Annotated in this window: 25 protein-coding genes, 1 tRNA gene, 1 pseudogene and 1 riboswitch; of the genes and pseudogenes, 24 read left to right on the forward strand and 3 right to left on the reverse strand. The window is 43.5% G+C overall.

Annotated features, from left to right (window positions below; all coding sequences use genetic code 11):
• Positions 1 to 20: 20 nt before the first annotated feature.
• Genes WA381_RS02705 through WA381_RS02720 form a run of 4 tightly spaced genes read left to right on the forward strand, consistent with a single transcriptional unit; the run spans position 21 to position 4,248 of the window.
• Entirely contained in the window at positions 21 to 1,160 is a 1,140-nt protein-coding gene (locus tag WA381_RS02705) for a 2OG-Fe(II) oxygenase (protein WP_061485089.1), read from the forward strand.
• Positions 1,161 to 1,177: 17 nt separating this feature from the next.
• The gene (locus WA381_RS02710; RefSeq protein WP_061485090.1) at positions 1,178 to 1,435 is read left to right on the forward strand and encodes a hypothetical protein; all 258 of its coding nucleotides are present in this window, start codon (positions 1,178 to 1,180) and stop codon (positions 1,433 to 1,435) included.
• A 1-nt stretch (position 1,436) separates the two neighbouring features.
• A complete protein-coding gene (locus WA381_RS02715) occupies positions 1,437 to 2,450 on the forward strand; it encodes an aspartyl/asparaginyl beta-hydroxylase domain-containing protein (RefSeq protein ID WP_061485092.1) in 1,014 nt (337 codons plus the stop codon).
• A gap of 7 nt (positions 2,451 to 2,457) precedes the next feature.
• Positions 2,458 to 4,248 carry a putative 2OG-Fe(II) oxygenase gene (locus tag WA381_RS02720; protein WP_231506425.1) on the forward strand — a complete coding sequence of 597 codons (1,791 nt, stop codon included), beginning with the start codon at positions 2,458 to 2,460 and terminating at the stop codon, positions 4,246 to 4,248.
• A gap of 6 nt (positions 4,249 to 4,254) precedes the next feature.
• Here the strand turns inward: WA381_RS02720 and WA381_RS02725 are convergent, their stop codons facing one another.
• Positions 4,255 to 4,812, reverse strand: a complete 558-nt coding sequence (locus WA381_RS02725; protein ID WP_014975937.1) for a 2OG-Fe(II) oxygenase — start codon at positions 4,810 to 4,812, stop codon at positions 4,255 to 4,257.
• 460 nt (positions 4,813 to 5,272) lie between these two features.
• On the opposite strand from WA381_RS02725, the gene WA381_RS02730 reads away from it, so the two are divergent.
• The 6 genes from WA381_RS02730 to WA381_RS02755 are packed head-to-tail and all read left to right on the forward strand — an operon-like array spanning position 5,273 to position 10,210.
• The gene (locus WA381_RS02730; RefSeq protein WP_014948702.1) at positions 5,273 to 6,034 is read left to right on the forward strand and encodes a DUF3450 domain-containing protein; all 762 of its coding nucleotides are present in this window, start codon (positions 5,273 to 5,275) and stop codon (positions 6,032 to 6,034) included.
• Positions 6,035 to 6,040: 6 nt separating this feature from the next.
• On the forward strand, positions 6,041 to 7,399 hold the full coding sequence (locus WA381_RS02735) for a MotA/TolQ/ExbB proton channel family protein (RefSeq protein WP_156078053.1): 1,359 nt from the start codon (positions 6,041 to 6,043) through the stop codon (positions 7,397 to 7,399).
• Position 7,400: 1 nt separating this feature from the next.
• Positions 7,401 to 7,925, forward strand: coding sequence for a MotA/TolQ/ExbB proton channel family protein (locus WA381_RS02740; RefSeq protein ID WP_012517736.1), 525 nt, complete (start codon positions 7,401 to 7,403; stop codon positions 7,923 to 7,925).
• An 11-nt stretch (positions 7,926 to 7,936) separates the two neighbouring features.
• A complete protein-coding gene (locus tag WA381_RS02745) occupies positions 7,937 to 8,335 on the forward strand; it encodes an ExbD/TolR family protein (RefSeq protein WP_012517737.1) in 399 nt (132 codons plus the stop codon).
• A 1-nt stretch (position 8,336) separates the two neighbouring features.
• On the forward strand, positions 8,337 to 8,942 hold the full coding sequence (locus tag WA381_RS02750; protein WP_156086080.1) for an energy transducer TonB: 606 nt from the start codon (positions 8,337 to 8,339) through the stop codon (positions 8,940 to 8,942).
• 2 nt (positions 8,943 to 8,944) lie between these two features.
• Positions 8,945 to 10,210, forward strand: coding sequence for a tetratricopeptide repeat protein (locus WA381_RS02755; protein ID WP_156078054.1), 1,266 nt, complete (start codon positions 8,945 to 8,947; stop codon positions 10,208 to 10,210).
• Positions 10,211 to 10,439: 229 nt separating this feature from the next.
• On the opposite strand, the gene WA381_RS02760 is transcribed toward WA381_RS02755, so the two are convergent.
• Positions 10,440 to 12,701 (reverse strand): GNAT family N-acetyltransferase, encoded by a 2,262-nt coding sequence (locus tag WA381_RS02760; protein WP_156086081.1) that lies wholly within the window; start codon positions 12,699 to 12,701, stop codon positions 10,440 to 10,442.
• Between the two features lie 59 nt (positions 12,702 to 12,760).
• Here WA381_RS02760 and WA381_RS02765 point away from each other — a divergent pair, with 59 nt between their 5' ends.
• The 10 genes from WA381_RS02765 to WA381_RS02810 all read left to right on the forward strand — a co-directional run bounded on the left by WA381_RS02765 (position 12,761) and on the right by WA381_RS02810 (position 20,712).
• Positions 12,761 to 13,186 carry an acyl-CoA thioesterase gene (locus tag WA381_RS02765; protein WP_012517742.1) on the forward strand — a complete coding sequence of 142 codons (426 nt, stop codon included), beginning with the start codon at positions 12,761 to 12,763 and terminating at the stop codon, positions 13,184 to 13,186.
• Positions 13,187 to 13,316: 130 nt separating this feature from the next.
• A riboswitch (TPP riboswitch) is annotated at positions 13,317 to 13,420 on the forward strand.
• 55 nt (positions 13,421 to 13,475) lie between these two features.
• On the forward strand, positions 13,476 to 15,566 hold the full coding sequence (locus WA381_RS02770; protein WP_156078056.1) for a TonB-dependent receptor: 2,091 nt from the start codon (positions 13,476 to 13,478) through the stop codon (positions 15,564 to 15,566).
• A gap of 17 nt (positions 15,567 to 15,583) precedes the next feature.
• Entirely contained in the window at positions 15,584 to 15,847 is a 264-nt protein-coding gene (locus WA381_RS02775) for a hypothetical protein (RefSeq protein ID WP_014948708.1), read from the forward strand.
• A complete protein-coding gene (pnuC, locus tag WA381_RS02780) occupies positions 15,847 to 16,491 on the forward strand; it encodes a nicotinamide riboside transporter PnuC (protein ID WP_039226441.1) in 645 nt (214 codons plus the stop codon). The genes WA381_RS02775 and pnuC overlap by 1 nt, the downstream gene beginning before the upstream one ends.
• Entirely contained in the window at positions 16,448 to 17,299 is an 852-nt protein-coding gene (locus WA381_RS02785) for a phosphotransferase (protein ID WP_231506426.1), read from the forward strand. Before pnuC ends, WA381_RS02785 begins: the two co-directional genes overlap by 44 nt.
• A 211-nt stretch (positions 17,300 to 17,510) precedes the next feature.
• Positions 17,511 to 17,587: transfer RNA gene (locus WA381_RS02790), tRNA-Trp, on the forward strand.
• 304 nt (positions 17,588 to 17,891) lie between these two features.
• A complete protein-coding gene (locus tag WA381_RS02795; RefSeq protein WP_156086083.1) occupies positions 17,892 to 18,620 on the forward strand; it encodes an alanine acetyltransferase in 729 nt (242 codons plus the stop codon).
• A gap of 8 nt (positions 18,621 to 18,628) precedes the next feature.
• A complete protein-coding gene (gene rimI / locus WA381_RS02800; protein ID WP_156086084.1) occupies positions 18,629 to 19,129 on the forward strand; it encodes a ribosomal protein S18-alanine N-acetyltransferase in 501 nt (166 codons plus the stop codon).
• Positions 19,130 to 19,257: 128 nt separating this feature from the next.
• The gene (locus WA381_RS02805) at positions 19,258 to 19,554 is read left to right on the forward strand and encodes a hypothetical protein (protein ID WP_014975948.1); all 297 of its coding nucleotides are present in this window, start codon (positions 19,258 to 19,260) and stop codon (positions 19,552 to 19,554) included.
• A gap of 228 nt (positions 19,555 to 19,782) precedes the next feature.
• Complete coding sequence (locus WA381_RS02810) at positions 19,783 to 20,712, forward strand: DMT family transporter (RefSeq protein WP_156086085.1); 930 nt, start codon at positions 19,783 to 19,785, stop codon at positions 20,710 to 20,712.
• Positions 20,713 to 20,719: 7 nt separating this feature from the next.
• Here the strand turns inward: WA381_RS02810 and WA381_RS02815 are convergent, their stop codons facing one another.
• Positions 20,720 to 21,616 carry a LysR family transcriptional regulator gene (locus WA381_RS02815; RefSeq protein ID WP_014948715.1) on the reverse strand — a complete coding sequence of 299 codons (897 nt, stop codon included), beginning with the start codon at positions 21,614 to 21,616 and terminating at the stop codon, positions 20,720 to 20,722.
• Between the two features lie 192 nt (positions 21,617 to 21,808).
• On the opposite strand from WA381_RS02815, the gene WA381_RS02820 reads away from it, so the two are divergent.
• The 4 genes and pseudogenes from WA381_RS02820 to WA381_RS02835 all read left to right on the forward strand — a co-directional run bounded on the left by WA381_RS02820 (position 21,809) and on the right by WA381_RS02835 (position 23,650).
• Positions 21,809 to 23,008 (forward strand): MFS transporter, encoded by a 1,200-nt coding sequence (locus WA381_RS02820; RefSeq protein ID WP_014948716.1) that lies wholly within the window; start codon positions 21,809 to 21,811, stop codon positions 23,006 to 23,008.
• 80 nt (positions 23,009 to 23,088) lie between these two features.
• Positions 23,089 to 23,226: pseudogene (gene dkgB / locus WA381_RS02825) on the forward strand (2,5-didehydrogluconate reductase DkgB); the annotation flags it as partial.
• A 30-nt stretch (positions 23,227 to 23,256) separates the two neighbouring features.
• Complete coding sequence (locus tag WA381_RS02830; RefSeq protein WP_231506427.1) at positions 23,257 to 23,472, forward strand: hypothetical protein; 216 nt, start codon at positions 23,257 to 23,259, stop codon at positions 23,470 to 23,472.
• Entirely contained in the window at positions 23,459 to 23,650 is a 192-nt protein-coding gene (locus tag WA381_RS02835) for a hypothetical protein (RefSeq protein ID WP_231506428.1), read from the forward strand. Before WA381_RS02830 ends, WA381_RS02835 begins: the two co-directional genes overlap by 14 nt.
• The last annotated feature ends 180 nt before the right edge of the window (positions 23,651 to 23,830 follow it).

The following is a 23,830-nucleotide window of genomic DNA, read 5'->3' on the forward strand; positions in this document are numbered from 1 at the left end:
CTTTTTTGTAGGAGAATATTGTGAAGAGCATTGAACAACTCCTGACAAAAGCAGATTTGCATTTTCAAAGAAGCGAATACAGTCAAGCTTATGATTGTTTACGCATTGCTGGTCAGTCAGGACATTTGTATGCCGCATTAGACTACGCTTATCACCTCGCTCCAGATAGCCCCAAGGCAGCTATTGATTATCTGAACGCATTACCAGACAACTCAAAACCTACTGTAAGGTTTCAATGTTTACTCATTTCGCGGTTTTATCTATTTGAAGAAATGAATAATGAGTTGGTGAGAGAGCTTGTCAGGCTTGCTTCAGCAGGGCATGCGGAGTCGCTTATCGTATTACTTTGCTGGACTGAGCAAAACGCACCGGTTTACGCTCAATTGCAAAGTACATTAGGTCGCTATAATCCCAACATTTATCGTCAATTGTTCGTGGGAGACCCTAATTACGCCGATGTTTCTACGTCTTTATGTGAAGATACAATCATCACCACGGTACTTGAAAAGCAAACTTCGCTACTAAATAAAACTAAAACTGCTGTTGATAGCAACAGTATCGTTTGTGAAATGAGCGGCGTACTGTCAGATATTGAATGTGACTACATGCTTCTTCGATACAAAAGTTTACTTCAGCCATCTATGGTACTAAATCCATTGAATGGTAATCCCATGAAAGATGATATTCGCACGAGTGAGGTCGCTATTATCACTAATCAATGGGTAGATTGGATAAGTCGCGAAGTAGAAGTGAAGATGAGCCGTATGTCTGATACAAAACCTCAGCATGGTGAACCACTAAATTTACTGAGGTACAAAGATGGCCAAGAATACAAACCGCATTATGATGGGTTTACTGATACTCAACTAAAGCAAACCAGTATTATTGAAGAGGGAGGCCAGCGCACCCATACGATATTGGCATACTTGAATTCATTGAGTGAGGGCGCTACTCACTTTCCCAAGTTAGGAATAACGATCTATCCAGAAAAGGGAAAACTAGTGAGTTTTCTTAATGTTGATAAAAATCTGGCGCTAGAAAAACAGAGTTATCATTGTGGCAAACCTGTCTTCACAAATGAGAAATGGATGCTTACAAAATGGGTGAGGTCAAATCGCACCGAATATGGTACGTTAGTTTTCGGAAGTAATTGTAAATAAATGTTCAAGGAAGCAATATGAAAAAATTTATTCTAGTTAGTCTAATGGCAGCATTCGCAATCTCCGGATGTAATTCAACATCAAACTCTTCATCAAGCGATGTGGCAAGCAATGAAGACGACGGTATGGTGTGTAAAATGGAAAAGAAAGTCGGTTCAAATATGATGCGCCGAGTTTGCTATACAGCAGAAGAAAGGGAAATGATGGAAGAGGCCGCACGCGAAAGCTGGACTCGTATGCAAAGAGGGACTGAAACTTCAGGCTCAGGCTTGTAAAGTGAACGAAGGCTACTATAAAGTAGCCTTCTCGTTTCTAACGCTACTTATTAAAATGACAAAGCAAATTGAACAAGCCCTTAAACAACAGAATTTTGATCTCGCTACAGCGCTTTATTTAGAGTGGTACGAAGCTTCTCCCCTCGACTTCAATATCGAAGGTAGCCAGCCTTCACGTGTTAAAGCTACACATATTGCTAACGCCGCAAATCTAGCGCGAAGAGCAGGTTTCAACGAACTGCAGTTTGTTAAAGATATATCTCCGCGATTAGGTGAAATGGTCAAAGTTTTGTTTGGTCTTGCACAACCTTCTTTTTCAAACCCGCTTCAACGACCTAATTTCATTTATATTCCTGAGCTTACCAGTAAACCGTTTTACGATATTCAGGAATGTGAAGGATTAAAGAGTTGGATACAGAGATTGCAGCCTTTTAAAGATGAGTTGTTGGATATAGGCAAAGTATCAAAAAGCAAATATGTTGAAGAGTTTGAAAATCTACCGAATTTGGAAGAGTGGAACAAGCTAAGAGATGAATGGCTCTCTACTCATCTAATAAAAGGTGGGGAACACAGTGAAGTGTTTAAATCGTTAAGTGAACCGCTCCGTGAAGTATTGGAAAGGGCACCATTGGCGCATTGTCCACCTCATGCACCTGAAATGTTTGTTTCTGTGCTAGAGCCTGGGGCATACATCCCTCCGCATTACGGAATTTCAAATTGTAAGCTTACCGGGCATATACCTTTAAAAGTCACAAAACATGCATCGCTGAAAGCGGGAGGCGAAATATTCAAGTGGGAAAATGAACAATCCGCGATGATCTTCGATGATAGCTTTCTACATTCCGCAAAAAATGAGAGCGATGAAGTAAGAATTGTGCTTATTTTTGATATATGGCATCCAGACTTATCTTCGTTAGAAAAGGAAGGATTGGCAAAGTTTATGACAAAATTCGCTGTCTGGAACAATGGGGTAGGTAAGTTAGCTAACTTAGATGCACAGTTACGAAGAAAATAATAATAGTATGAATATAGTACGACAGCTCGTTTCAGCTTATAACCAGAAGCAATATCAGCAGATTATCCAATTTATTGAGAAGCAGTTATTTCTGTTGCAAAAAGACCCAGTATTTATTCAACTATTCTGTGGCTCGCTTCGCCAAGTTCAGCGAGTGAAAGAAGCTGAGAAATATTTAGTAAAAGGGCTGAAGAAATTCAAAAATCACCCCGAATTATCAAATGCTTTAGGTAATTTATACCTATCCACTCGGCGAATTGACTTGGCAGTATCGACCTTTCAAAAGGCGAGTGAATTAGCGCCTAATAATGTTGATTTACACTATAATTTGGCACGTGCACTAATTGAAAAAAATGCGTTAAAGCAAGCGCGTATAGCAGCAGAAAAAGTTCTAGCGTTAGTGCCGAATCACGTGCAAACGAAGCTAATTTGGGCAGACATTTTTTCGAAGCAATCAGACGTTAATGAAGCCATAATGGTTTTAAAAGATGTCTTAGCAATTAGTCCAGAAAATATTGTTGCTTTGAACAATATCGCCAATTTGTATCGCAAAACTGAAGACTACGAACAAGCATTAAAGTATTTTGAATTAGCACTTTCTAAAACTAATGCTAACCCTAACCCTACTATTTTGAGAAATTATGCAGCAGTACTCGCGCTATCAAATCAAAGAGAGCGCGCGAAAATGGTGTATCTCAAAGCATTGAATGTTGCACCATCTGATTGGGAGCTTCAGGAAGAGCTGGCCAAGTTTCTATGGGAAGAGGGAGTTGATGCGCCATTTGTTCACATTGAGTCATATATCAAACGACAACCTAAAGATGATAGCTTTAGGTTTCGTTTTATTCAGTTGCTAATACAAGCCGACGAATATCATGCGGCAAAAGAGCAATTAGACTTACTTACTACAGAAGCGATTAAGACTCACGAAATTGCGCCATTGAGGGCCAGAGTGCTCAGAGAACTAGGTGAGTATGAGGCTTCTATTGTTGAAATAGAAAATGCCAAAATACAGTCAAATAAAGTGGCGCTATTAAGTGAGAAGGGCTATTCGCTGCTTTGTTTGGGGCGCGCAAAAGAAGCACTCAACTGCTTCAACCAATTGATAAAAATAGAACCACTAAACCAAGGTTGGTGGACAATGTTATCTACATGTTGGTCTATGGCCGAACAAGAAAACCGTTATAAATGGTTGTGCGACTATGACAAGCTTGTTTACGTTAACGCTATTAAATCTAGTCCAGTTGATACTGCTAATTTCAATGAAAAACTAAAAACTGCCCTTGTAGAAAAACATCAGAATCAACGGCATCCTATTGGACAATCATTGAAGAATGGGACGCAAACATATGAAGATTTATTCGTCACATCCTTACCTATCATTAAAGAATTGTCGGAAAACATTTTAGCGCAGGCAAAACTATTTACCGCGCAACAGTGTTCAGACAAAACCCATCCGTTTTTATCACGGTTAAACGATAAGCTTAAATATATCGGTTCTTGGTCAGTAAGGTTAAGAAATGGAGGCTTTCATAAGTCTCACTACCATCCAGAAGGATGGTTAAGCGGCGTTTACTATGTGGATGTGCCTAAAGCCGTTGATACAGATGGGCAAGGCTGGTTGATGTTTGGTAGGGCTGATATTGCGAATCAACGATTTGAAGGGGATTATGCAGTCAAACCCGAAGGGGGGACGGTCGTTCTGTTTCCATCATACATGTGGCACGGTACTAACGCTTTTACCACTGATGAACACAGATTAACCGTTGCCTTCGATATTATTCCAAACGAAATCTAAACGTAGTTACACTTTTTCTAGCTTAAACGCCAGGGTGTAACGGGGCGTGTAACAAATTCTATTGGGCGGTCTACCGACGTGTTTGATCGCACCATGGAAAATTGCAACACGAGCAGGTTTTGGTGTGCACGCGAATAAGCAATCGTCGTTGTTGTCATAGAACAACGTTTCTCCTCCCCACTCAATGTCCCATTCAGGTGCAATATAAACCAAAACAGTGAACTCATTCGCATCAGGTGCACAATCTGTGTGCGTAAAAAGCATATCTCCATACGATGCGTGATTCACATATCCTCTATAAGCACTAAAATCTTGTTTTGTAATACCGCGAATGGCCTCAATCGCTCTGTGGTATACGGGAAGGGTTCTAATTTGCTCAGATGTTAGATTCACTGCCCAATGCCGATATTCTTGTGTATCAGGTCTAGCAATTTCGTCTCGCTTGAACGCGCTTACTTGTAAACCTTTGAATAAGCTTTCCGCTTCTGCCTGAGTACAAAGGTCGTCGAAGATCCACAGGGGTTTGTTCTCAATCGTAATGTGGTGAGTTGGCGTGAATGTCATTGCATACTCGTCTGTATTTTGGATTTTTCATGAAGTTTATATGATTAGTCCTTCTTTTAATAGCAAGTAACATCTAGGTTAAAAATCATATCTAATTTCTGCGAGTAGCCAGAAATGCGCGCTGATAAATTGTTAAATAAACTTGGTAATTGATTGTTAGTTAATCGATTAAGGTGTCAGTGATGCTCTATTCTTGTCTGATGTCATTATTTTGGAATGAAATCTGCACTGCTAATGAACACAAATTAGGCAGACGGAATGAAATCTACTAGGTGTAAACAGTGTGTTACTTGACTAAACGTAACATTCCATGTGAGTATAATACGTTCGTAGTACTGACAATTGACGTCGGCGCTACATTCCTGAAACAAAATTGTGAAAGTTTTATACGCCCCTTGCCCGAATATTTTCCTATCGGCGAGGATTCAAATAAGAAATTTGGTTGGGAACTATGTCCAAAATGAGCAAGAGAACTCTTATTGCTTCTACTGTTATGGGTGCATTCGCACTAACAGGTAGCGCAGTCTCTGCAGATACGCTTGAAGATCTTCATAAAGAAGAAGCGAAAATCCACGCGGCTGCAGCGAAATCTCAAGAAAAAATCAATACGTTGTTTGAACAGTCTCAAGAACTACTTGTTGAGTATCGTCAAACAGTAGATGAGACAGAAAACCTTAAAATCTACAACGATTACATCGCAAGCCTAGTTGCAGACCAGCAACGCGGTATCGATTCATTACAACGTCAGATCGACAGCATCGAACAAACTAAGCAGGGCATCGTTCCTCTTATGTTCCGCATGATCGACAGCCTAGAGCAGTTCATCAAGCTAGACCGTCCAATTCACTTAGACGAGCGTCTACAGCGTGTTGAGCGTCTTCGCGACCTTATGGCTAACTCTAACGTAACTGTTTCAGAACAGTTCCGTCAGGTACTAGAAGCTTACCTAGTTGAAGTTGAATACGGTACTAAGATCAACTCTTACCAAGGTACTATCGACGACGCAGGCACAGAAGTTACTGTTGACTTCTTTAACCTAGGTCGTACGGCGCTAGTTGCACTTTCTCTAGACCAAACTCACGCATGGGTATGGAACAACGAAAGCCGCGCATGGGAAAAACTGGGTGACGAGTATCTGTCTTCAGTTGTTGACGCAGTTAAAATGGCTAACAACGTCATTCCTGCGGATCTGATTAAACTACCAATTAGCGCAGCGGAGTAATTGTTAATGAAACCAGTATTCAAATCTCTTTTAGCCGCTGCGACAGTTGCAGTTGCAGCAACCGGAGCGCAGGCTCAGGAAGCAAAGAGCCTGAAAGATCTTCTAGACCAGGTTCAACAGAACCGCGTTTCTGAAGCTCGCCTAGATAAGCAACGCGAAGCTGAGTTCCAATCAGCACGTGCTGACAAGCAAGCACTTCTTCGCAAAGCACAAGCAGATCTTAAAGCTGAACAAGCTCGTGGTGACCGTCTACAGAAGCAATTCTCAGACAACGAAGTTACATTAAACGAGAAAGCTGCTGAGCTAGACCAAGCTACAGGTACACTTGGTGAAATGTTCGGTGTGGTACGTCAAGCATCTTCTGAAGCTTACGGCCGTATCTCTACATCAATCGTAAGTGCACAATTCCCTGGCCGTGGTCAGTTCCTTGCTGAAATGTCAGAAGACTCTAAAGGTCTTCCAAACATTAAAGAACTTGAAGACCTATGGTTTGCTCTTCAGAAAGAAATGACTGAAGGCGGTGAAGTAGTTAAGTTCACTACTGAAGTTGTTAACCTTGACGGCGGTTCTTCACAGCAAGAAGTTGTTCGTGTTGGTACTTTCAACCTTGTTGGTGAAGCTGGTTACCTAGCGTATGACGCTGAAGCTGAAGTTGTTCAGCCTCTTGGTCGTCAACCAGATGGTCACTTTGTAGCTTCTGCTGACGAACTAATCGGCGCTACTTCTGGTTTTGTTCCTTTCTTTGCTGACCCTTCTCAAGGTGCAATCCTTGGTCTATTGAAGCAAAAAGCGACAATGTCTGAGCGTTATCATGCTGGTGGTCCAGTTGGTTACACAATCACAATTATGCTTGCGATTGGCCTACTAATTGGTATCTACAAAATGATCACACTAACGATCACTGGTGGAAAAATGCGTTCACAGCTTAAGAACGTAAACAATCCTTCAGAAGGTAACCCACTAGGTCGTATCCTTAAAGTTTACCAAGAGAACAAGACTGCTGATGCAGAAAACCTTGAGCTTAAACTTGATGAAGCGATTCTTCGCGAGCTTCCAAAAATTGAAAGCGGCATTAACGTTATCAAGATCTTCGCAGCGATTGCTCCTCTACTAGGTCTACTAGGTACAGTACTAGGTATGATCGAGACATTCCAAACCATCACACTATTCGGTACAGGTGACCCACGTATGATGGCAGGAAGTATCTCTATGGCTCTTGTAACTACTGCTCAAGGTATTATCGCGGCTCTGCCTCTAATCCTTACTCACAGCATCGTAGCTTCTCGTAGCAAGTCAATCATCCACATTCTTGATGAGCAAACTGCGGGTATCGTAGCTGCTCACTCAGAGTCGGAGAAAGCGTAATATGAATTACCTGATTGGATTATTCGAATCGGTCAGGGACTTTATCGCTACCGGCGGTGACGTACTATACTTCGTTGCTGCCGCGCTCTTTCTCATGTGGGTTTTAATGATTGAGCGTTACTGGTATTTAACCTCGGTCTTCCCAAAGGTGAAGAAAAACATCATCGCGAATTGGGATGCCCGAGCAGATACCACATCATGGTATGCGCATAGAATCCGTGACGCGTGGATTTCTCAAGCGTCAGACGACCTTAACGCTAGAATGCTGATTATCAGAACCATTATTGCAATGTGTCCACTAATCGGTCTACTTGGAACAGTAACCGGTATGATCAGTGTTTTCGAGACAATGGCAACACAGGGCACCAGCAACGCTCGTCTAATGGCAGCTGGTATCTCTATGGCAACGATCCCGACAATGGCGGGAATGGTAGCCGCGCTATCTGGACTGTTCATCAGTTCACGTCTTGAAGCGAAAGTGAAGCTGGCAAGAGAAGGGCTAGTTGATAGCCTGCCACATCATTAGAGAGAGAGATTATGGCTCGAAAAGTCAGAACCGAGGAAGAAGATGCACAGATCGACATGACGCCCATGTTGGATATCGTGTTTATCATGCTGATCTTCTTTATCGTTACCACTGTTTTCGTTAAAGAAGCAGGGATCGAAGTCAACAAGCCAGATGCGAGCCAGGCGATTCTTCACAAAAATGCAAACATTTTCATCGCCGTAACTGAAGACGGAAATGTATGGCTAGATAAGCGTGAAGTTGCGCCGGACAGCGTAAGAGCGAATATTGAAAGACTGCTTACCGAGCAGCCTACTGACTACGTAATCATTCAAGCTGACGTAAAAGCGAAGCATGGTTTAGTAGTTGAGATTATGGATCAGGTTAAAGCCGCTGGCGTTAACCGAGTCTCGGTAGCGGCAAGGGGATAAGATGTTACGTATAATTGTATCTATACTTTTAGGTGCTGGTGTTGCATTTGCCCTTTTCGTTCTAATGGCCAAGTTGATTGAAAATTCATCTAGACCAGCAGACGAAGTACCGCCTGCACCGGTTATCGATATTGTAATGCAGGAACCAGACGACCAGACGCAAACGCGTACTCGTGTTCCACCACCACCGCCACCTCCACAGCCTCCTAAAATGGAGCAAGTAGAGCCGGAAACAGCGGAACCTGATGCAGATGGCTTTAGCTTAGCTATTCCAGCTATCGACACAGGTGGTGTTGGTGTAAACATCGGTGGTGTTGGTGCAATGCAGCGTGATGGTGAAGCAACACCTATCGTTCGTATCGACCCGAAATATCCACCTGATGCAGCCCGTGACGGCCGTGAAGGTTGGGTAAGACTGTCTTTCACTATCAACGAAGTTGGTGGTGTTGAAGATATCGAAGTTATCGAAGCTGAACCTAAGCGCGTATTCGACCGTGAAGCACGTCGTGCTCTACGTAAGTGGAAATACAAGCCTAAGATCGTTGATGGCAAGCCAGTTAAACAACCTGGCATGTTCGTACAGCTAGACTTTAAACTGGAGCAATGATCATGATGAAACGTACATTCAAAATGTCAGCCGTTGCTTTAGTGCTAGGCGCAGGTGCGGTGCTTTCAGCACCCGCTGCCCTAGCGCAGTCAGCACCTGTTGTTTGTCCTGGATATGAGAAAGGAAAAACAACGCTTGTAGGTGAGCGTACCGGTAAAAAAGTTCAGAAAGCTTTTGAGTTCTACAATGAAGACCAAGTTAATGAAGCACTAAACGTACTTTACGAAATCGACGCATCTGACGATTTCGATAGAGCTTACGTAAAGCGTTTTATTGGTAACTTACTTGCTGCGCAAGAAGGTCAAGGTGGTAAAGCTTTAGGGTATTTGGTTGAATCAGTTGAACCAAAAGTTCTAAACGACCTTGAACACTCTCAAACACTTAAATTACTAGGTGATTTGAGCATGCAGGAAGAGAAGTACACTGATGCCATTAAATGGTATAACAAGTGGATGGACTTCACGTGTAAAGAAGACGCAGACGTATATACGCGTTTGGCACAGGCTTACTTTGAATCTAAGCAACTAGCGAAGATGGTTGAGCCAGCAGACAAAGCGATTGGTTTGTATGAAGAGCCAAACAAAAACCCGTATGTATTAAAGCTAACTTCTTACTACGAGCGTAAGATGTACCCTGAAACGGTTGCTGTGGCGGAAGATCTTGTTAGAACTTTCCCTCAGGAAAAAACTTGGTGGTCACGTCTTGGCTTTTTCTACATCTTAGTTGAAGACTATAAGAAAGGTCTTTCAACGCTAGAACTTGCTTATATGCAAGGCTATCTAGAGAAAGAGTCAGAAATAAAGACGCTTGCTCAGCTTTATCAAAGTAACGGTATGCCTTATAAGGCTGCTAAGCTTCTTGAAAAGCACATGAAAGAAGGCTTGTTGAAGAACGATGCTGATATGATTGCAAACATTGCTAATGCATATCACCAGGCTAAAAACTTTAAAACAGCGGCAAACTTGTATGCACAAGCTGCGGCTAAGAGTTCAGACCCTGAGCATTATCGTAAACAAGGTACGCTTTTACTTGTAGCAGAAGACTATAAAGGCGCTATCAAAGCACTAGAGAATGCTCTAGAGCGTGGCGCTGAAAACCCTGAGAAGATTCACTTCACGTTAATGGAAGCGAACTTCTACGCAGGTAACTTCAAGTCTGCTTACAAGCACGTACAAGAAGCTAAGAAAGATCGCTCTCTACGCCGCAACGCTGCAGCGTGGGAACCTTATATCAAGGAAAAAGCGAAGAACCGCGGTATTAGTATCTAATATGTGGTTTTAGCAAAAAAGCCTCCCTTTGGGAGGCTTTTTTTTGCCCTTAATTTAGTAAGTGAGCTTTTCTCGAATAGGATTATATTTATAGGGCTTTAACACCAATCCGCATAAATCATTAGCCTCTCAGCGGTATTTAAAATGTTCGTAATAGCGGCTTGTTAACGCAGGTATAGTGGCTCTACGCTAAGCTGATTATTTGTACTTTCAGGCTACAGACTTTCTATTATTTGAAAGCAGGCAGAATTGCTTCTCTTATAACAATAGTGACTTCTTTTAACCCACTTGCTTTTAGGTTTTCTTCGTTGAATGTAGAAACAAGTTGTTTCGCATTCATATCTGAATGTGTAAGTACTTTTCTGAGAAAGCGCTTCGTGTTAATGATTTCAACAAGACGCCATAGCGTATACAGTATTGTGTTATTTGGCTTGTTCAGTTGAGTATTTGCGCTTGGTGTAGGGTGAGTCTCTGCATAACGCGCAATTTTATGTAATATCGGCCAAACATCATCTAAAGTGCGTGTGCCTTGGGTAAAATGTACTAACTTTTCTACATAGATTGTCAGTATGCTAATGGGCACGTTGTCTAACTGGTTATCGAATTGAAAGCTCTCTTTTAGTGCTACCAATTCAGAAAGCAGTTTTGTTGCTCTGTTGGAATGAGGATATAACGCTAGTGCACTGGTTTCGCCACTGGCTTTATTAGGCTTTCGCCCATAGTCTACAATCTCAAATCCATTTCTTGTCCAAAAGCTGTCTAACTTTTGTGTCATTCCATAAGAAGTACAGATAGCGTCAATACTTTGCTTTTTGGCTTCATTACTAACTCTTTGTAGCAAGTAACTGCCCATACCCTTACTCTGCGCCACCGTATCGACGGCAATACGATTAATACGCCAATATCTAAACGTTGCTGTTTTTGCATCAGCAGACAACAGAGCAAGTCTTTGCGCACCTAAATGCCCTTTAGGACGACGTTGTCCAGACGCAATCCCCAATGCGGTATCGTTCAGGTAGTCGCTACCTTCAGCGTTTATGATTGCAGCACCTATCACGTTGTCGTTGAATTTAAGTATGGCAACAAGTACATCCGGGCTATCCATCAAGCGCATAAAATCATCGGGCGTAGTTTGATAGTGGGCTAATGAAAGTAGCGACATTATTTGCTGAAGCGCCTCTTCGGAAATGCTTTTAAACGAACTTATGGAAAAATCGTAATCTATCTGTGGGTTAATACTGTTTTTGAAATTAATCTTGCCAATATTGCGCGCCGCATCTCTGTTCTCAAATAAACAAGTCGTATTGAAAAAAGCTTCAATGGGATCATGTTCGAACCATCGTAACGGCCTTGATAGTCTTAAATGAATAGCAGAAGGCGGTAAACTAGGGATGAGTTTGTGAATAAAGCCACTGCCTGAGCCTTCATAACCCAAAAGCGTAGTACTAAGCACCCACTGCTTGTGGTTTGCTATAATCCGGTATACATCCGGGAGGGGGATTGAAGCCGCTTCATCAACAATTACAACGTCATACTTTTCATCTTCTGTGGAATATAACAAGGTACTGTCAGGGGGCACCCATTTTACACTGCCTAATGTCGTTGTCTTATTCTTATCACCAAGGCTTAGTTGTGTTCGAATGTTAGCGGTGGATGGTTGTTGTGTTCTGACACCGGCTATTTCTTGCTGTTGAATACGTGAAAGTACGTTCTTCACATTATCGAAGCGTTCACTGGTTAATAGTACATTTTTACCCTGTCTGATTAGGCTTTCAATGAATATACCTAATAATGATGACTTGCCTCTGCCTCTTGGGGCAGTAATTAGCGCGTTTAGTTTATTAAGTGAGTGTGCTTGATATAAACGACTGTATGTCTGCTCTTGCTCTTCTGATTTAAATAGTGAGCCTCTATAGACGTTTGATGTTAAGCCTTCGCTAATACGGTACATAGCCGTATCTGGAAGCGTGGTTTTTTCTTCAGTGTGAAATGCCACGTAGTCGTTGTTACGCAGGTGCTTTATAAAGCGTTCGAGGTATCGACTTTGTGTAAGCGTAAACCCCTTCGACAGGAACGAGACCGAAATATTGTTGACCCATTCACTCAATGCAGGGCAAATAAGTATTAAACAACCACTGCGTTTAACGATCCCCGCCACTGCCATCACGTCGCCAGGTTTGAATGAGTCGCGACAGTCTAATGTGGCAATGTCACATTCGCTCCCCAGTACTTGTTTGCGGTTCTTTCCCTTAAGTGTATCGCCAGCAAAATTCACAACGCTTATAGATGAAACTTCATCTACAAAGGCTTGAACGCTACGTATGGCAGCTTCACAAAAATCATCATTGCCAGATATTACAAGCATTCTCCGGTGAAGCGGGCAAGTCACGTTTGATAAGTGTGAAGCGTGAGAGCTTTTTTTGCAGCCATTTTCGCCGCTATTTTCAAAGTAGGGGGCTAATAGCCATTCGCGTAATTGAGTTAGCGCCATGAATCAGTTTTTTCGGTATAATCTAACGCTATAGTAGCGATTTATTATGAGGAATTCGAATGCGCTTTCTTTCTCGGCGTCTAGTTATGCCAAACGACCTTAATTACGCCAATTCTTTGTTCGGTGGCCGCGCGTTAGAATGGATAGACGAAGAAGCTGCAATTTGGGCTATTTGTCAGCTAGAAACTAATTGCTTGGTAACTAAGCATATTGGTGAAATTAGTTTCGAATCACCGGCTATGCAGGGTGATATCGTAGAGTTTGGTCTAGAAACTAAAGCTGTAGGCCGTACGTCTATTACCGTAAGCTGCTTGGTACGCAACAAAGCAACCAAGAAAACCATCTGTTTTGCAGACGATATCGTTTTCGTAAAGGTTGACCCTGATACGCGTCAACCAACCGCACACGGCAAAACGTTGGAAGGTTTAAAAGCACAAACTGACGATGAAGTACGTCGCCTAAATATGAATATTGACGCTGAATAGCCCTAAGCTTTCAACGCCTTATATCATATATAAAACCTTACGTTAGCTTAACGTCTTATCTGCTTGACGGCGTGTATCGAACTGGTAGACTCCGTCGCAGAAGTTGAGTTTGCTAGTTTTAGCAGCGCAACACTATACCAAGGGGTGTCCGTTTTCGGTCTGAGATCCACATTCGTGGGAACCCTTAAACCTGATCCGGATAATACCGGCGTAGGGATGGTTCACAATATAGCCTTATCACCTGCCGTTAGACCCGGATCTTTTTTCTTAAATAAGAATAAGAGATCCCATGTATAAAACACTTTTCACACTTTCACTGCTTGCTAGTTCCGTTGCGGCCTATGCGCAACAAACCAATGTAAGTAACACTTCAGATAGCACGCCATCAGATATTGAGCGCGTCATCGTATCTGGTGATTTTCGTCAAACTACACTCGACCAGTTAAGTGCTAGCGCGACCATTTTAGATCAAGAGCGTCTTCGCAGTAGACAGCCGAGCCATATCGACAGTGTGCTAAACAGTATTCCAAACGTAAACTTTGCAGCTGGTGCGTCTCGCGGCCGCTTCGTGCAAATTCGCGGTATTGGAGAGCGTAGTCAGTTCGCCGAGCCTATCAATCCTTCTGTAAGCTTTATCGTCGATGAATTTGATTTTTCAGGCCTTGCTGCGGCAGGTCTTATTTTTGATACTAAACAACTAGAGGTATATCGCGGACCTCAGGCTACCTTATACGGCACAGGTGCATTGGCCGGAGCGGTTAAACTCTCCAGTAATGACGTGGGTAGCGACGCCCCAGACTACGTTGAAGCCCGCATTGGGAACAAAGAGAGTTACCGTATTGAAGGCGCCACTGGTGATGATATCAACACGGATTGGGGCTATCGTGTTGCGCTGGTTCATAATCGCAGTGATGGCTTTGTAGAAAATACGTTCTTGAATAGAAGCGATACCGCGAATATCGATGAAACCGCACTGCGCTTTGCCGTTGAAGGCAGCGTAGATGAGCGAACCACACTTGCACTTACTTATCGCTGGTACGATATCGATAACGGTTACGATGCATTCTCGCTAGACAATGACAACAAAACGCTGTCTGATGAACCAGGATTTGACGAACACCAAACCCACGCTGTTAGCGCGCGCTCTACAACCAATACAGCAGCGGGCGACTTTATTCTAATTGCCACCCATGCTTCTCACAATATTGCTTATGGCTACGATGAAGACTGGACATTCACAGGGTTTCACCCGTGGGGTTACACGTCTTTTGACGCCTATTATCGCGATGTAGAAACACAGACCGGCGAGATGCGTTTCGTGTCGTCTGACAGTGCCGCACTTTTTGATGGTATGACTGACTGGACAATAGGCGTGTTTTATAAAAGCACGGAAGAAAAGCTGCTACGTCAATACACTTATTTGGATAGTGACTTTGCCAGTGAATACACGCCTACGACGACCGCTATCTATGCTCAGACTGAAAGTCGTTTGAACGAAAATTTAGTACTGGTAGCAGGGTTAAGAGTAGAAAACTACGATTTTGATTACGCTGATAACAACCAACTTACTCGCGCGTTCGACACCACCATGGTAGGCGGGAAAGTCGCGCTTCAGTATACGCAGGGCAATCACTTCTATTACGGCAGTATTTCACGCGGATATAAAGGTGCAGGCTTTAACCCCGACAGCCGCGTGAATGACAATCAGCGATTCTTCGACGAAGAATATAACTGGAACTACGAAATAGGTGTAAAGGGCCCATTACTTACGCCTGACCTAATTGCTCGTGCTGCAATTTTCTATATGGATAGAAAAGATACTCAGGTGAGCGATTTTGACGTTATCACTCGTGATGACGGTACGGCAGGGTTCGTAGACATTATTGATAATGCTGATTTAGGAACAAACAAAGGAGCCGAGCTGGAGCTTAGCTGGATTGCTAGTGATGCATGGCAGCTAGATGCAAGTGTTGGATATCTAAGCGCTACCTTTGAAGGGTATACGCTTGCAGACGGTACTGAAGTGTCTGAGCAAAGGCAGGCTCAATCACCTAAGTGGACCGCAAACCTGTATAGTGAGTACGCACTTACAGATAACATGCTCTGGCGTGTAGATGTAGATTACAAAAGCGAATACCGTTTTTCTGACGGCCATGATGTAACCTCGCCAAGTACTACGCTGGTTAATTCGGAGATTGTGGTGTTACACGGTGATTGGCAGACATCACTGTGGGTACAAAATGCCTTTGATCGTGAGTACTACACCCGTGGATTCGGTGGTTTCAGCAACGACCCTCGCGATGAGTATGCCTTCGATGAGCCATATTACCAAATAGGTAACGGTCGTCAGTTTGGCGTTACTGTTAAGTACGCGTTTTAAAATAAAAGGAAACAGACATGCAAGTTATGGTTGAACTGTCGTTGTACCCATTGGTTAACGAATACATTCCACCTATTCAAGATTTCATTGATAGGTTAAATAGCTATAGTGATATTGCAGTTTCAACAAGCTCAACCAGCACGCAGGTTACAGGTGACTATGGCGTGGTTATGAAAGTACTTGGCGAAGAAATGCAAAGGACCCATGAAGAAGTGGGGCAGGCTATTTTCGTTGCTAAGTTTTTAAACTTTGATGCCATGCAATCTAGAAAATCATCTTAATGGCTAACTTTTTTTCTGAGTTTACCTCACAAATTGCCGCTACTTCGCTTTTAGAGTGGGTAGCGGTTGTCCTCGCTATTGCCTATGTGCTGTTAGCCGCAAAACAGAACAGCTGGTGTTGGCTGTGCGCTTTTGTGAGTACCGCAATTTACACCTGGCTATTTTGGCAGGTGACTTTGCCATTTCAGTCTGCGCTTAACTTCTTTTATATGATAATGGCGGGATACGGTTATTATCAGTGGTCGAAAGGGGCGGAAGATGGCGATGTTAAGCCAGTGCTTCATTGGCCGTTCTGGGCTCATTTGCTCATTGTGCCGAGTATGTTATTGCTCGCTTGGGTTCTGTCTGAGGTGGCAGGCTCACAGTTCAATAGTGAGTACCTACTATTAGATGCGAGCATTAATTTATTGAGTGTAGTCACAACATTTATGGTGGCGCATAAAATCCTGCAAAACTGGGTTTATTGGTTTTTCATCAATTTAGCGTCCGCATACTTATACCTGCAAGTGGGTTATGCATTATCTGCTTGCCTGTTCTTAGGCTACGTTGGTTTTGCGGTATTTGGGTATTACCAGTGGCTAGTACAATATAAAAAACAAGGTGAACAGGTTGGATATCATCGCCACGCTGCAAAAGGCGCTTAATCTTAGTGACAGTGCGAAAATTTTGTCACACCCTGCTGGAGCGGTAAATCACGTTTACCGCGTTCAAGAGCTCGCAGATAGTCAGTTACCCTTGATTGCAAATAACCTTCAAAGTAGTGGGCAACCAAAATCGGATCATAACCCTGTCGACTTAGCGGTGAAATGGATGGGCGATGATGACTTTAGTGGGGTTAATCGTGCGCACCAATTTGCTTTGCAGCAACAGCTTTATAGGTTGGGAGTAGCGCCGCAACCTATATGGTTAAGCGATGATGAAACCATCTGGGTTGAGCAGTGGCTAGAGCACAGTGAAAGTGCGACGCTTTCAATGCTTGAGCTGGCCAACACCCTCGCTCGTATTCATTCTTTGCCCATTACCGCTAGGCCATTAGATTTAGCATCAAGATGGCAGCATTATATTAATGTTGCACAGCTCGATATGAGCGGTGAGCTTTATCTAAAAGCCCAATCATTGCGGAAACAAGTAATAAAAAGTGAACAAGACGATGACGACTATGTGTTATGTCATAATGACTTGCTAACTAATCACTTATTACTGAGCGCAGATAACTCACTCAAGATTATTGATTGGGAATATGCCGCCATGGGAAACCGCTACTTCGATTTAGCAAGTTGCTGCCTTATCAATAAACTTGAAATCAATGAAAGTAGAGAGCTCGTTAAGCATTACGCCAAGCTAATGAATATCGATGAGCACGACGCGATAGCGAAATTTGATCTGCACACCGAGATTGTCGCTATCACTAATGACCTGTGGTTTGCTGCGCTTAACGCCAATAAGGTCTAATTGGCATAAACTGCTCCGCATTTAAAAGTGACGCTGCATAGAAGTCGGTTTAAAAGCGAGCAATAAGACAAAACACAGGTGATGGATAAAGCCTATTTGGTGTTATTCGATTGAAAAAACAGCGCATTGCGTGTTAATTAAGCATGCAGTGCATGGTAGTGATAAAAAGGCTTTACCTTTTTAATGTCATCCGTATAATGCACAGCGCGCTAGGGGTGTAGTTCGAATTGGTAGAACAGCGGTCTCCAAAACCGATGGTTGGGGGTTCGAGTCCCTCCACCCCTGCCACTTTCTCTTCTTGTGAACGTTTACGTTCAAATCCCAAATCGTTTCTTTGTTAAATTCTTCTTAAATTCTATTGGTTTCTGTTGCTAGTGCTTAATTTGCTGCAGCTGTTTCATTTCTTATACCAAGGGCCAGGCATTATAAATTCGCGAATAATGCTTAAGAATCAACCCTTATGAATTAACGCTTGAGCATTAAAGAGCAAGTACAATCCAAGCAAAAGAACGCGATAGTTATTCAACCAAGCCTGCAACTTTAGTAAACTAAACAAATATAATGAACTATCCACGTTAGGTGTTTTTACGCAATGTCTCTTACTTCATATCAGCAGGCGGTTTTACAGGAAATGGGGATCCCGGTTTGGATCACCAAAGAAGCCTACACTGAGCTAAAGCAGGAAGACCAAGCGAAACAAAACAACACTAATGCAGTACAACGCAACGTCGGCACTGCTAGTAGTTCATCGACACAATTACCCTACAGCCAAAACGCGCAAATCAATAAGCCGCCTTCAACGCCAATATCTCAAGAAGAAAAGCAATCACGGCTTGCTCAGTTGAGAGCAAATGTTGGCAGTAGCGCGAAAGATAAGGCTAATCCTAAAGACAGTGGGGCAGCAAAACTTTCTACGCCTGGCACGTCGCAAAATGAAGAGAAAGTAGGGCAAACCGAAACAGCTGCTTCACAGTCACCCAACACTTCTACGTCTTACGACAATGCAGTTGCCTCGCATAAGTCTTCAACAAAGCCTACTGGCGTAAAAGGGCCGGTATCGCCTGAAGGTATTCCGTTAAGTGCCGAACAGAAAGCGAAATCACAGCAATGGCTAAAAGACTTGCAGCTAGCCTGTGTTCAGTTGGGTATACCGTCACAGTGGGCTAGCACCATAATGATTGGCCGTACGCTATCGGTAACCGAAGCGGCCATTATATTGCCAGCCACACCGCTTAAACTTACAACTGTGCATAAACGGGAGCTGTGGGCGCAGCTTATCAGCGCAGCACGCGAATTAAACCACTCCGCTAACGGACAGTAGTCGCGTCGATGAAGTTAATAATCGTACCGCCACAAGGCTTTAACGAGCATATTGAACTTGCGCATGCTATCCATCAAGAGGCACACGTGTCGCCTTGGAAACTAAGTACCTTCGCAGACTGTTTCACCAAACCCTATTACGGAGTGTTCGCCTTTGATGATGACAAGATTATTGGCTATGCCATTATGCTTGAAGTCGTTGATGAAGCCACGCTGATGGATGTTGCGGTAGACAGTGGCGCTAGAGGCAAGGGTATAGGTCGCGCTTTAGTTGATTTTGTTATTGAGACATCAGTGAAAAAAGCAATGCGTGAAATTTGGCTAGAAGTGCGTGAAAGTAACCATACTGCTATTGCGCTTTACGAGAGCTCGGGGTTTCAGCATATAGAAACCCGCAAAAACTATTACACCGTAAAAAGTAGTAATGACGGGCATGACAAGAGTAATGGAAACAGCGTACAAAAAGAAAACGCTAAAATCATGAAGTGGACAAACCCCACCTTAGCCTAGTGTTTGTAATCCTAGGCATATACGTTTCGCGTATATCAAAGCATTATCTGAACTCAGCATACGCTTCCAGACCATAGCCGTGCGTGTTTAAATTAGAACACGTCCCCATCAATCAAGGTAGAAATAGCATGGCTAAAGTGCTCAACAAGGCTTTAATCTCATCAAAACGATTTGCTATAAATGTGGTTACCTACAAAGAGGGTCATAGCGTGTTAGAACATAATGACCCTATGGGCAGCGGGCGTTACTTTAAATTTAATGTAGTACTAAAAAAGCCTAAGCGCGGCGGTCAATTTTGGGCAGAGAAAGTCATCTTTAATCTCTTTAACCGCATTTACTTTTTTCGGCCAGATAAGTACATGCACAGCGTTAGCAAAATAGAAAAAGGGGAGCGGAAGCTGCTGTCTGTTGCATTGTACCTATAAGTCATAGTGTTTATCAGTGATTAACCACCCGTATAGCAAAGTTTCCACAAGGTTTTAAAAAGTTGACCATTTGGTCGATAAATTGGCGTGTTTACACGGTCAGGAAGGTTTTAATCCCTTGCTAATTCACTTATATTTGCGCCCTCAAAATTCTCCGCCTACATTCAGCTTACCAGGCGGTAGAAACTTCTCTTAACGCAGTTCGTGTAATTGGATTTTTTAAAACGCATGTCTTCATCATCGGTGGCGGAAAAAGAGCAATCAAAAGGCATTAAAATGCTTTTGATTGCGGTGTTGTGTTTAGGACTTAACTGGCCAGGCATGAAGTTAGGGCTTGAGATTGTAGGGCCTGTATGGATGGTCTGCTTGCGCTTCTTGTTAAGCCTTCCTGTACTTGCGCTGTTTGTACTTATCACCAAAAAACGTTTACCGGTGCTCAACCGTAAAGATCGCTCGGTGGTGTTTGTCGTTGCGTTTTTCCAGTTTATCTTATCAATGGGGCTTATTACTGTCTCACTGCAGTTTATCCCTGCGGGCACGGCCAGTATTCTTATTTACACTACACCGCTTTGGATGCTGCTTATCGACACTCTATGGTATCGGCAACGTCCGCCTTCTAAGCGATTAATTCTAACCGGTATATCTACCATTGGCTGTGCAATGATTTTATTTGCTTCGGGACAACCGGGCGCATGGCTACCGCTGTTCGGAATGTTGTTAGCGTCTGCATTGTGGGCGGTCGCTATTCGTAGGGTGTCTTTCCATAAATGGAAAGGTAGCGTCATTGAAGCTGTCTTCTGGCAGTTTACCATCGCAGGTTTCGCCATGCTTGCTATTGCACTGATAGTTGAACCAATACCTAATTTTGGGGCTTACGATATAAGCGATTGGTTACTATTGGCGTACATTGGGCCAGTGGCAACGGGTCTCGGTTTTGGCCTCATGGTAGCAGCGGGGCCTAAATTGCCACCAGATAAAATTGTACTTATTAGTACACTTACGCCGATAGTGGGTTATGTAAGCTCTGTGATATTGCTTAAAGAAACGCTGCTGCCTATGGTTATGGCCGGCGCAATATTGATGATAGCCGCGCTAATAGTAAATGGCCTCCCCCAAAGCACACTTAAAAAAATATTAGGTAAAGGCCACGCGAAATAAAGGTAAGTTAAAGGGTTAGTCGAGGCTGTATAAAATCTAAAAACGCAGAGATACGAGACGATACTGCACTATTTTTGTAGTACACTGCTTGTACCGACTCTCTACGGTTTGGACTGACGATATCGTCGCGAAATAGCGCTACCAGCGAGCCTGCACTGATATCTTTGTGTACCATAAAGTGAGAAAGTAACGCGATACCTTGACCTGCCAAGCACAGCTGGCGAATAGTTTCGCCGCTTGACGCACGAAGACTGTACTGCAAGTTAATATCTTGCTTGAGCGGCCATTTATTTAGACTTGGTGAGTCGCTAAAGCCAATCAGTTTGTGTTTGTTTAGCGTGCTAATTCCATCCTCACCTTCAGATATGGGATATTTTTCAAGATACTGTGGGCTTGCCACAATATGCAGCTTACTTTTTCCTAAACGTCGAGCGTGCAAGTTAGAGTCGCTTAAATCACCAATACGTATTGCGATATCGGTTTTATGTTCCAACAGGTCGATAATGCTGTCGTGACTGGTGATATCGAGTGTTATGTCAGGAAATGCTTCTCGAAATTCACCCACTAACGGCGCTAGCTGGTGGAACACAAACGGGCTCGCAGCATCGACCCGAAGTTTTCCAGAAGGGGCGCGTTTTAATAGCCGTAATGCTTCTTCACCTTTTTCTAATATATTTAGCCCGTCTCTGGCATATTGCAGGAAAAGCTCACCTTCTTCTGTTAATTCCAGCCTTCTGGTAGTGCGATTCAATAGGGTTACATCTAAGCCATCTTCAAGACGGGTAACTGCTCTACTCACTTTTGCAACCTGCTGATTGAGTAGATTGGCAGCACTGGAAAAACTACCTGTATCCACAACGGTTAGGAACGCTTCTAAATCTTCAGTTTTTGATGAGACTGGCATCGCACACCTTATATTTTCAAATATCGCAAAAGTATTTTGTCATTAGTGCTGTTTTTTGCAAATAAATTTATCGTCAAACTGTACACACTTTATTAATGGCTTTCAAAAAACGGTGTAGTTGTTCGTTCTAGAAGCCAATGGTGGCGTTGTTAATCAAGCCATCTCGTTAATTACTTTTTGAGGATAATTGAAATGCCTATTGCATTATTTGCGTTAACGTTAAGTGCGTTTGCTATTGGCACAACAGAGTTCGTGATAGTGGGGCTTGTCCCCACCATTGCTACTGATCTTGGCGTTACGTTACCGAGCGCAGGCTTACTTGTAAGCTTGTATGCCGTTGGTGTTGCCGTTGGCGCACCGGTTCTTACCGCCCTTACGGGAAAGTGGAATAGAAAGCATGTTCTGCTTAGCTTAATGGCGCTATTTGTGGCTGGTAATATTCTCGCTTGGCAAGCGCCTAGCTACGAGAGCTTAATTTTAGCTCGCATTTTGACAGGCTTAGCGCACGGTGTGTTCTTTTCCATAGGGTCAACTATTGCTACAGGGCTAGTGGCGAAAGAAAAAGAAGCCAGTGCTATTGCCATTATGTTTACGGGCTTAACCGTAGCCTTGGTTACTGGCGTACCTTTGGGTACCTGGATTGGTCAAAACTTCGGTTGGAGAGCAACCTTCCTTGTGGTTTCCGCGCTTGGCACACTTGCGCTAATAGGCAGTGCGCTGCTGGTACCGAACAACCTTAAACAAAGTAAACCGGCCACCTTGAGTGAACAAATGAAGGTGTTGGTTCAGCCTCGTCTGGTATTAGTGTATCTAATGACGATATTGGGCTATGGCGGCACATTTACGGCATTCACCTATCTCGCTCCTATATTGCAGGAAGAGGCGGGGTTTGCGCCCTCAGCCATCAGCTTAATTATGCTGGTTTACGGTGTATCTGTCGCGGTAGGCAATATTTATGGCGGCAAGCTTGCTGACAAAAAAGGCCCAATCCGCGCGTTAACGATCATCTTTTCAGCCCTTGCAGTCATCTTGTTTGCCCTGACGTTTACCATGGGCAGTAAAGTTGCCGCAGTGATCACCGTTTTAGTGTGGGGCGCCTTTGCCTTTGGCAATGTTCCAGGACTTCAGGTGTACGTTGTTCAATTAGCAGAGAAGTTTACCCCTAATGCTGTTGATGTCGCTTCAGGTTTAAATATCGCGGCATTTAACATTGGCATAGCTGTGGGTTCAATTCTGGGCGGTGCAATTGTAGACGGCATGCAGTTATCTGATACCGCATGGATTGGCGCAATTATTTCTGTTGCAGCGTTACTTGTTACACGTTACAGCGGCTACTTAGACAAGCGCGCACTCAGTACTGCGAATACGGCGAATAACACAACGAGCGCGTAGGGAGGTCATAATGACGACAAATACCTTTGATAAGCTTGCACAACACATGTTCTCAGTAGGTGTAGAGCTTCCGCTAGATAACGACTAAGCGCAAGAACCTGGAAACCAATTTCAAAGCGCTTGAACTTACCTTAGGCGCTGACGATATCGCAAAGATTGACGCGCTAGATTGTGGCGACCGTCAAGCTAACCCAGATTTTTCACCTGCGTGGGACTAATCGGAAAAATCACTGTGTTAAGGAGCTTTTATGCAAGCTAACGTTTGGCAATTTGAACAAGCTGGCGCATCGCTGGTAAAACAGGTGCGCGAGTTTTCTGAGCCGAAGGCAGGGCGTATTGTCGTGCGCAACTATGCTATTGGCATTAACCCAGTTGACTGGAAGTTTATCGATGATAACCCGCGCGACTGGGAAAAAGGGTATATTCCCGGTGTGGACGGTGCGGGTGTTGTTGTCGCTGCATGATTATGGCGATTTGTCACAGTGGCAGCGTTTGGTGAAAGACGGTGAGGCTCTACTTGAGCAAGTTGCTGCGCAAACGTTGGTTGTCGAAATACCTAACGTGTTTGAATTTGATAATTTGAACAACGCGCTGCAATTTTCAAAAGAAGACAAGCGAAAGGCAGTCGTTGCGGTTTCATAAAGCCGGAATGATTAAGGTCCTTCTCTATCCTTAGCGATCTAAAGGGCTTCCTCTGCTTGCCTAAAGGCTTCGACGATATCGTCGAAGCCTTTTTTATTGGGTCAACGATGGAATGGTCTCCCCCCTCAAACGGCATCGCAATGTGCCAAACTTGGAATTGAACAATCAAGTTAACAAGGT

The sequence above is a fragment of the Alteromonas sp. CH_MED4-4 genome (assembly GCF_037029575.1).
Taxonomy (GTDB): Bacteria; Pseudomonadota; Gammaproteobacteria; order Enterobacterales; family Alteromonadaceae; genus Alteromonas; species Alteromonas macleodii.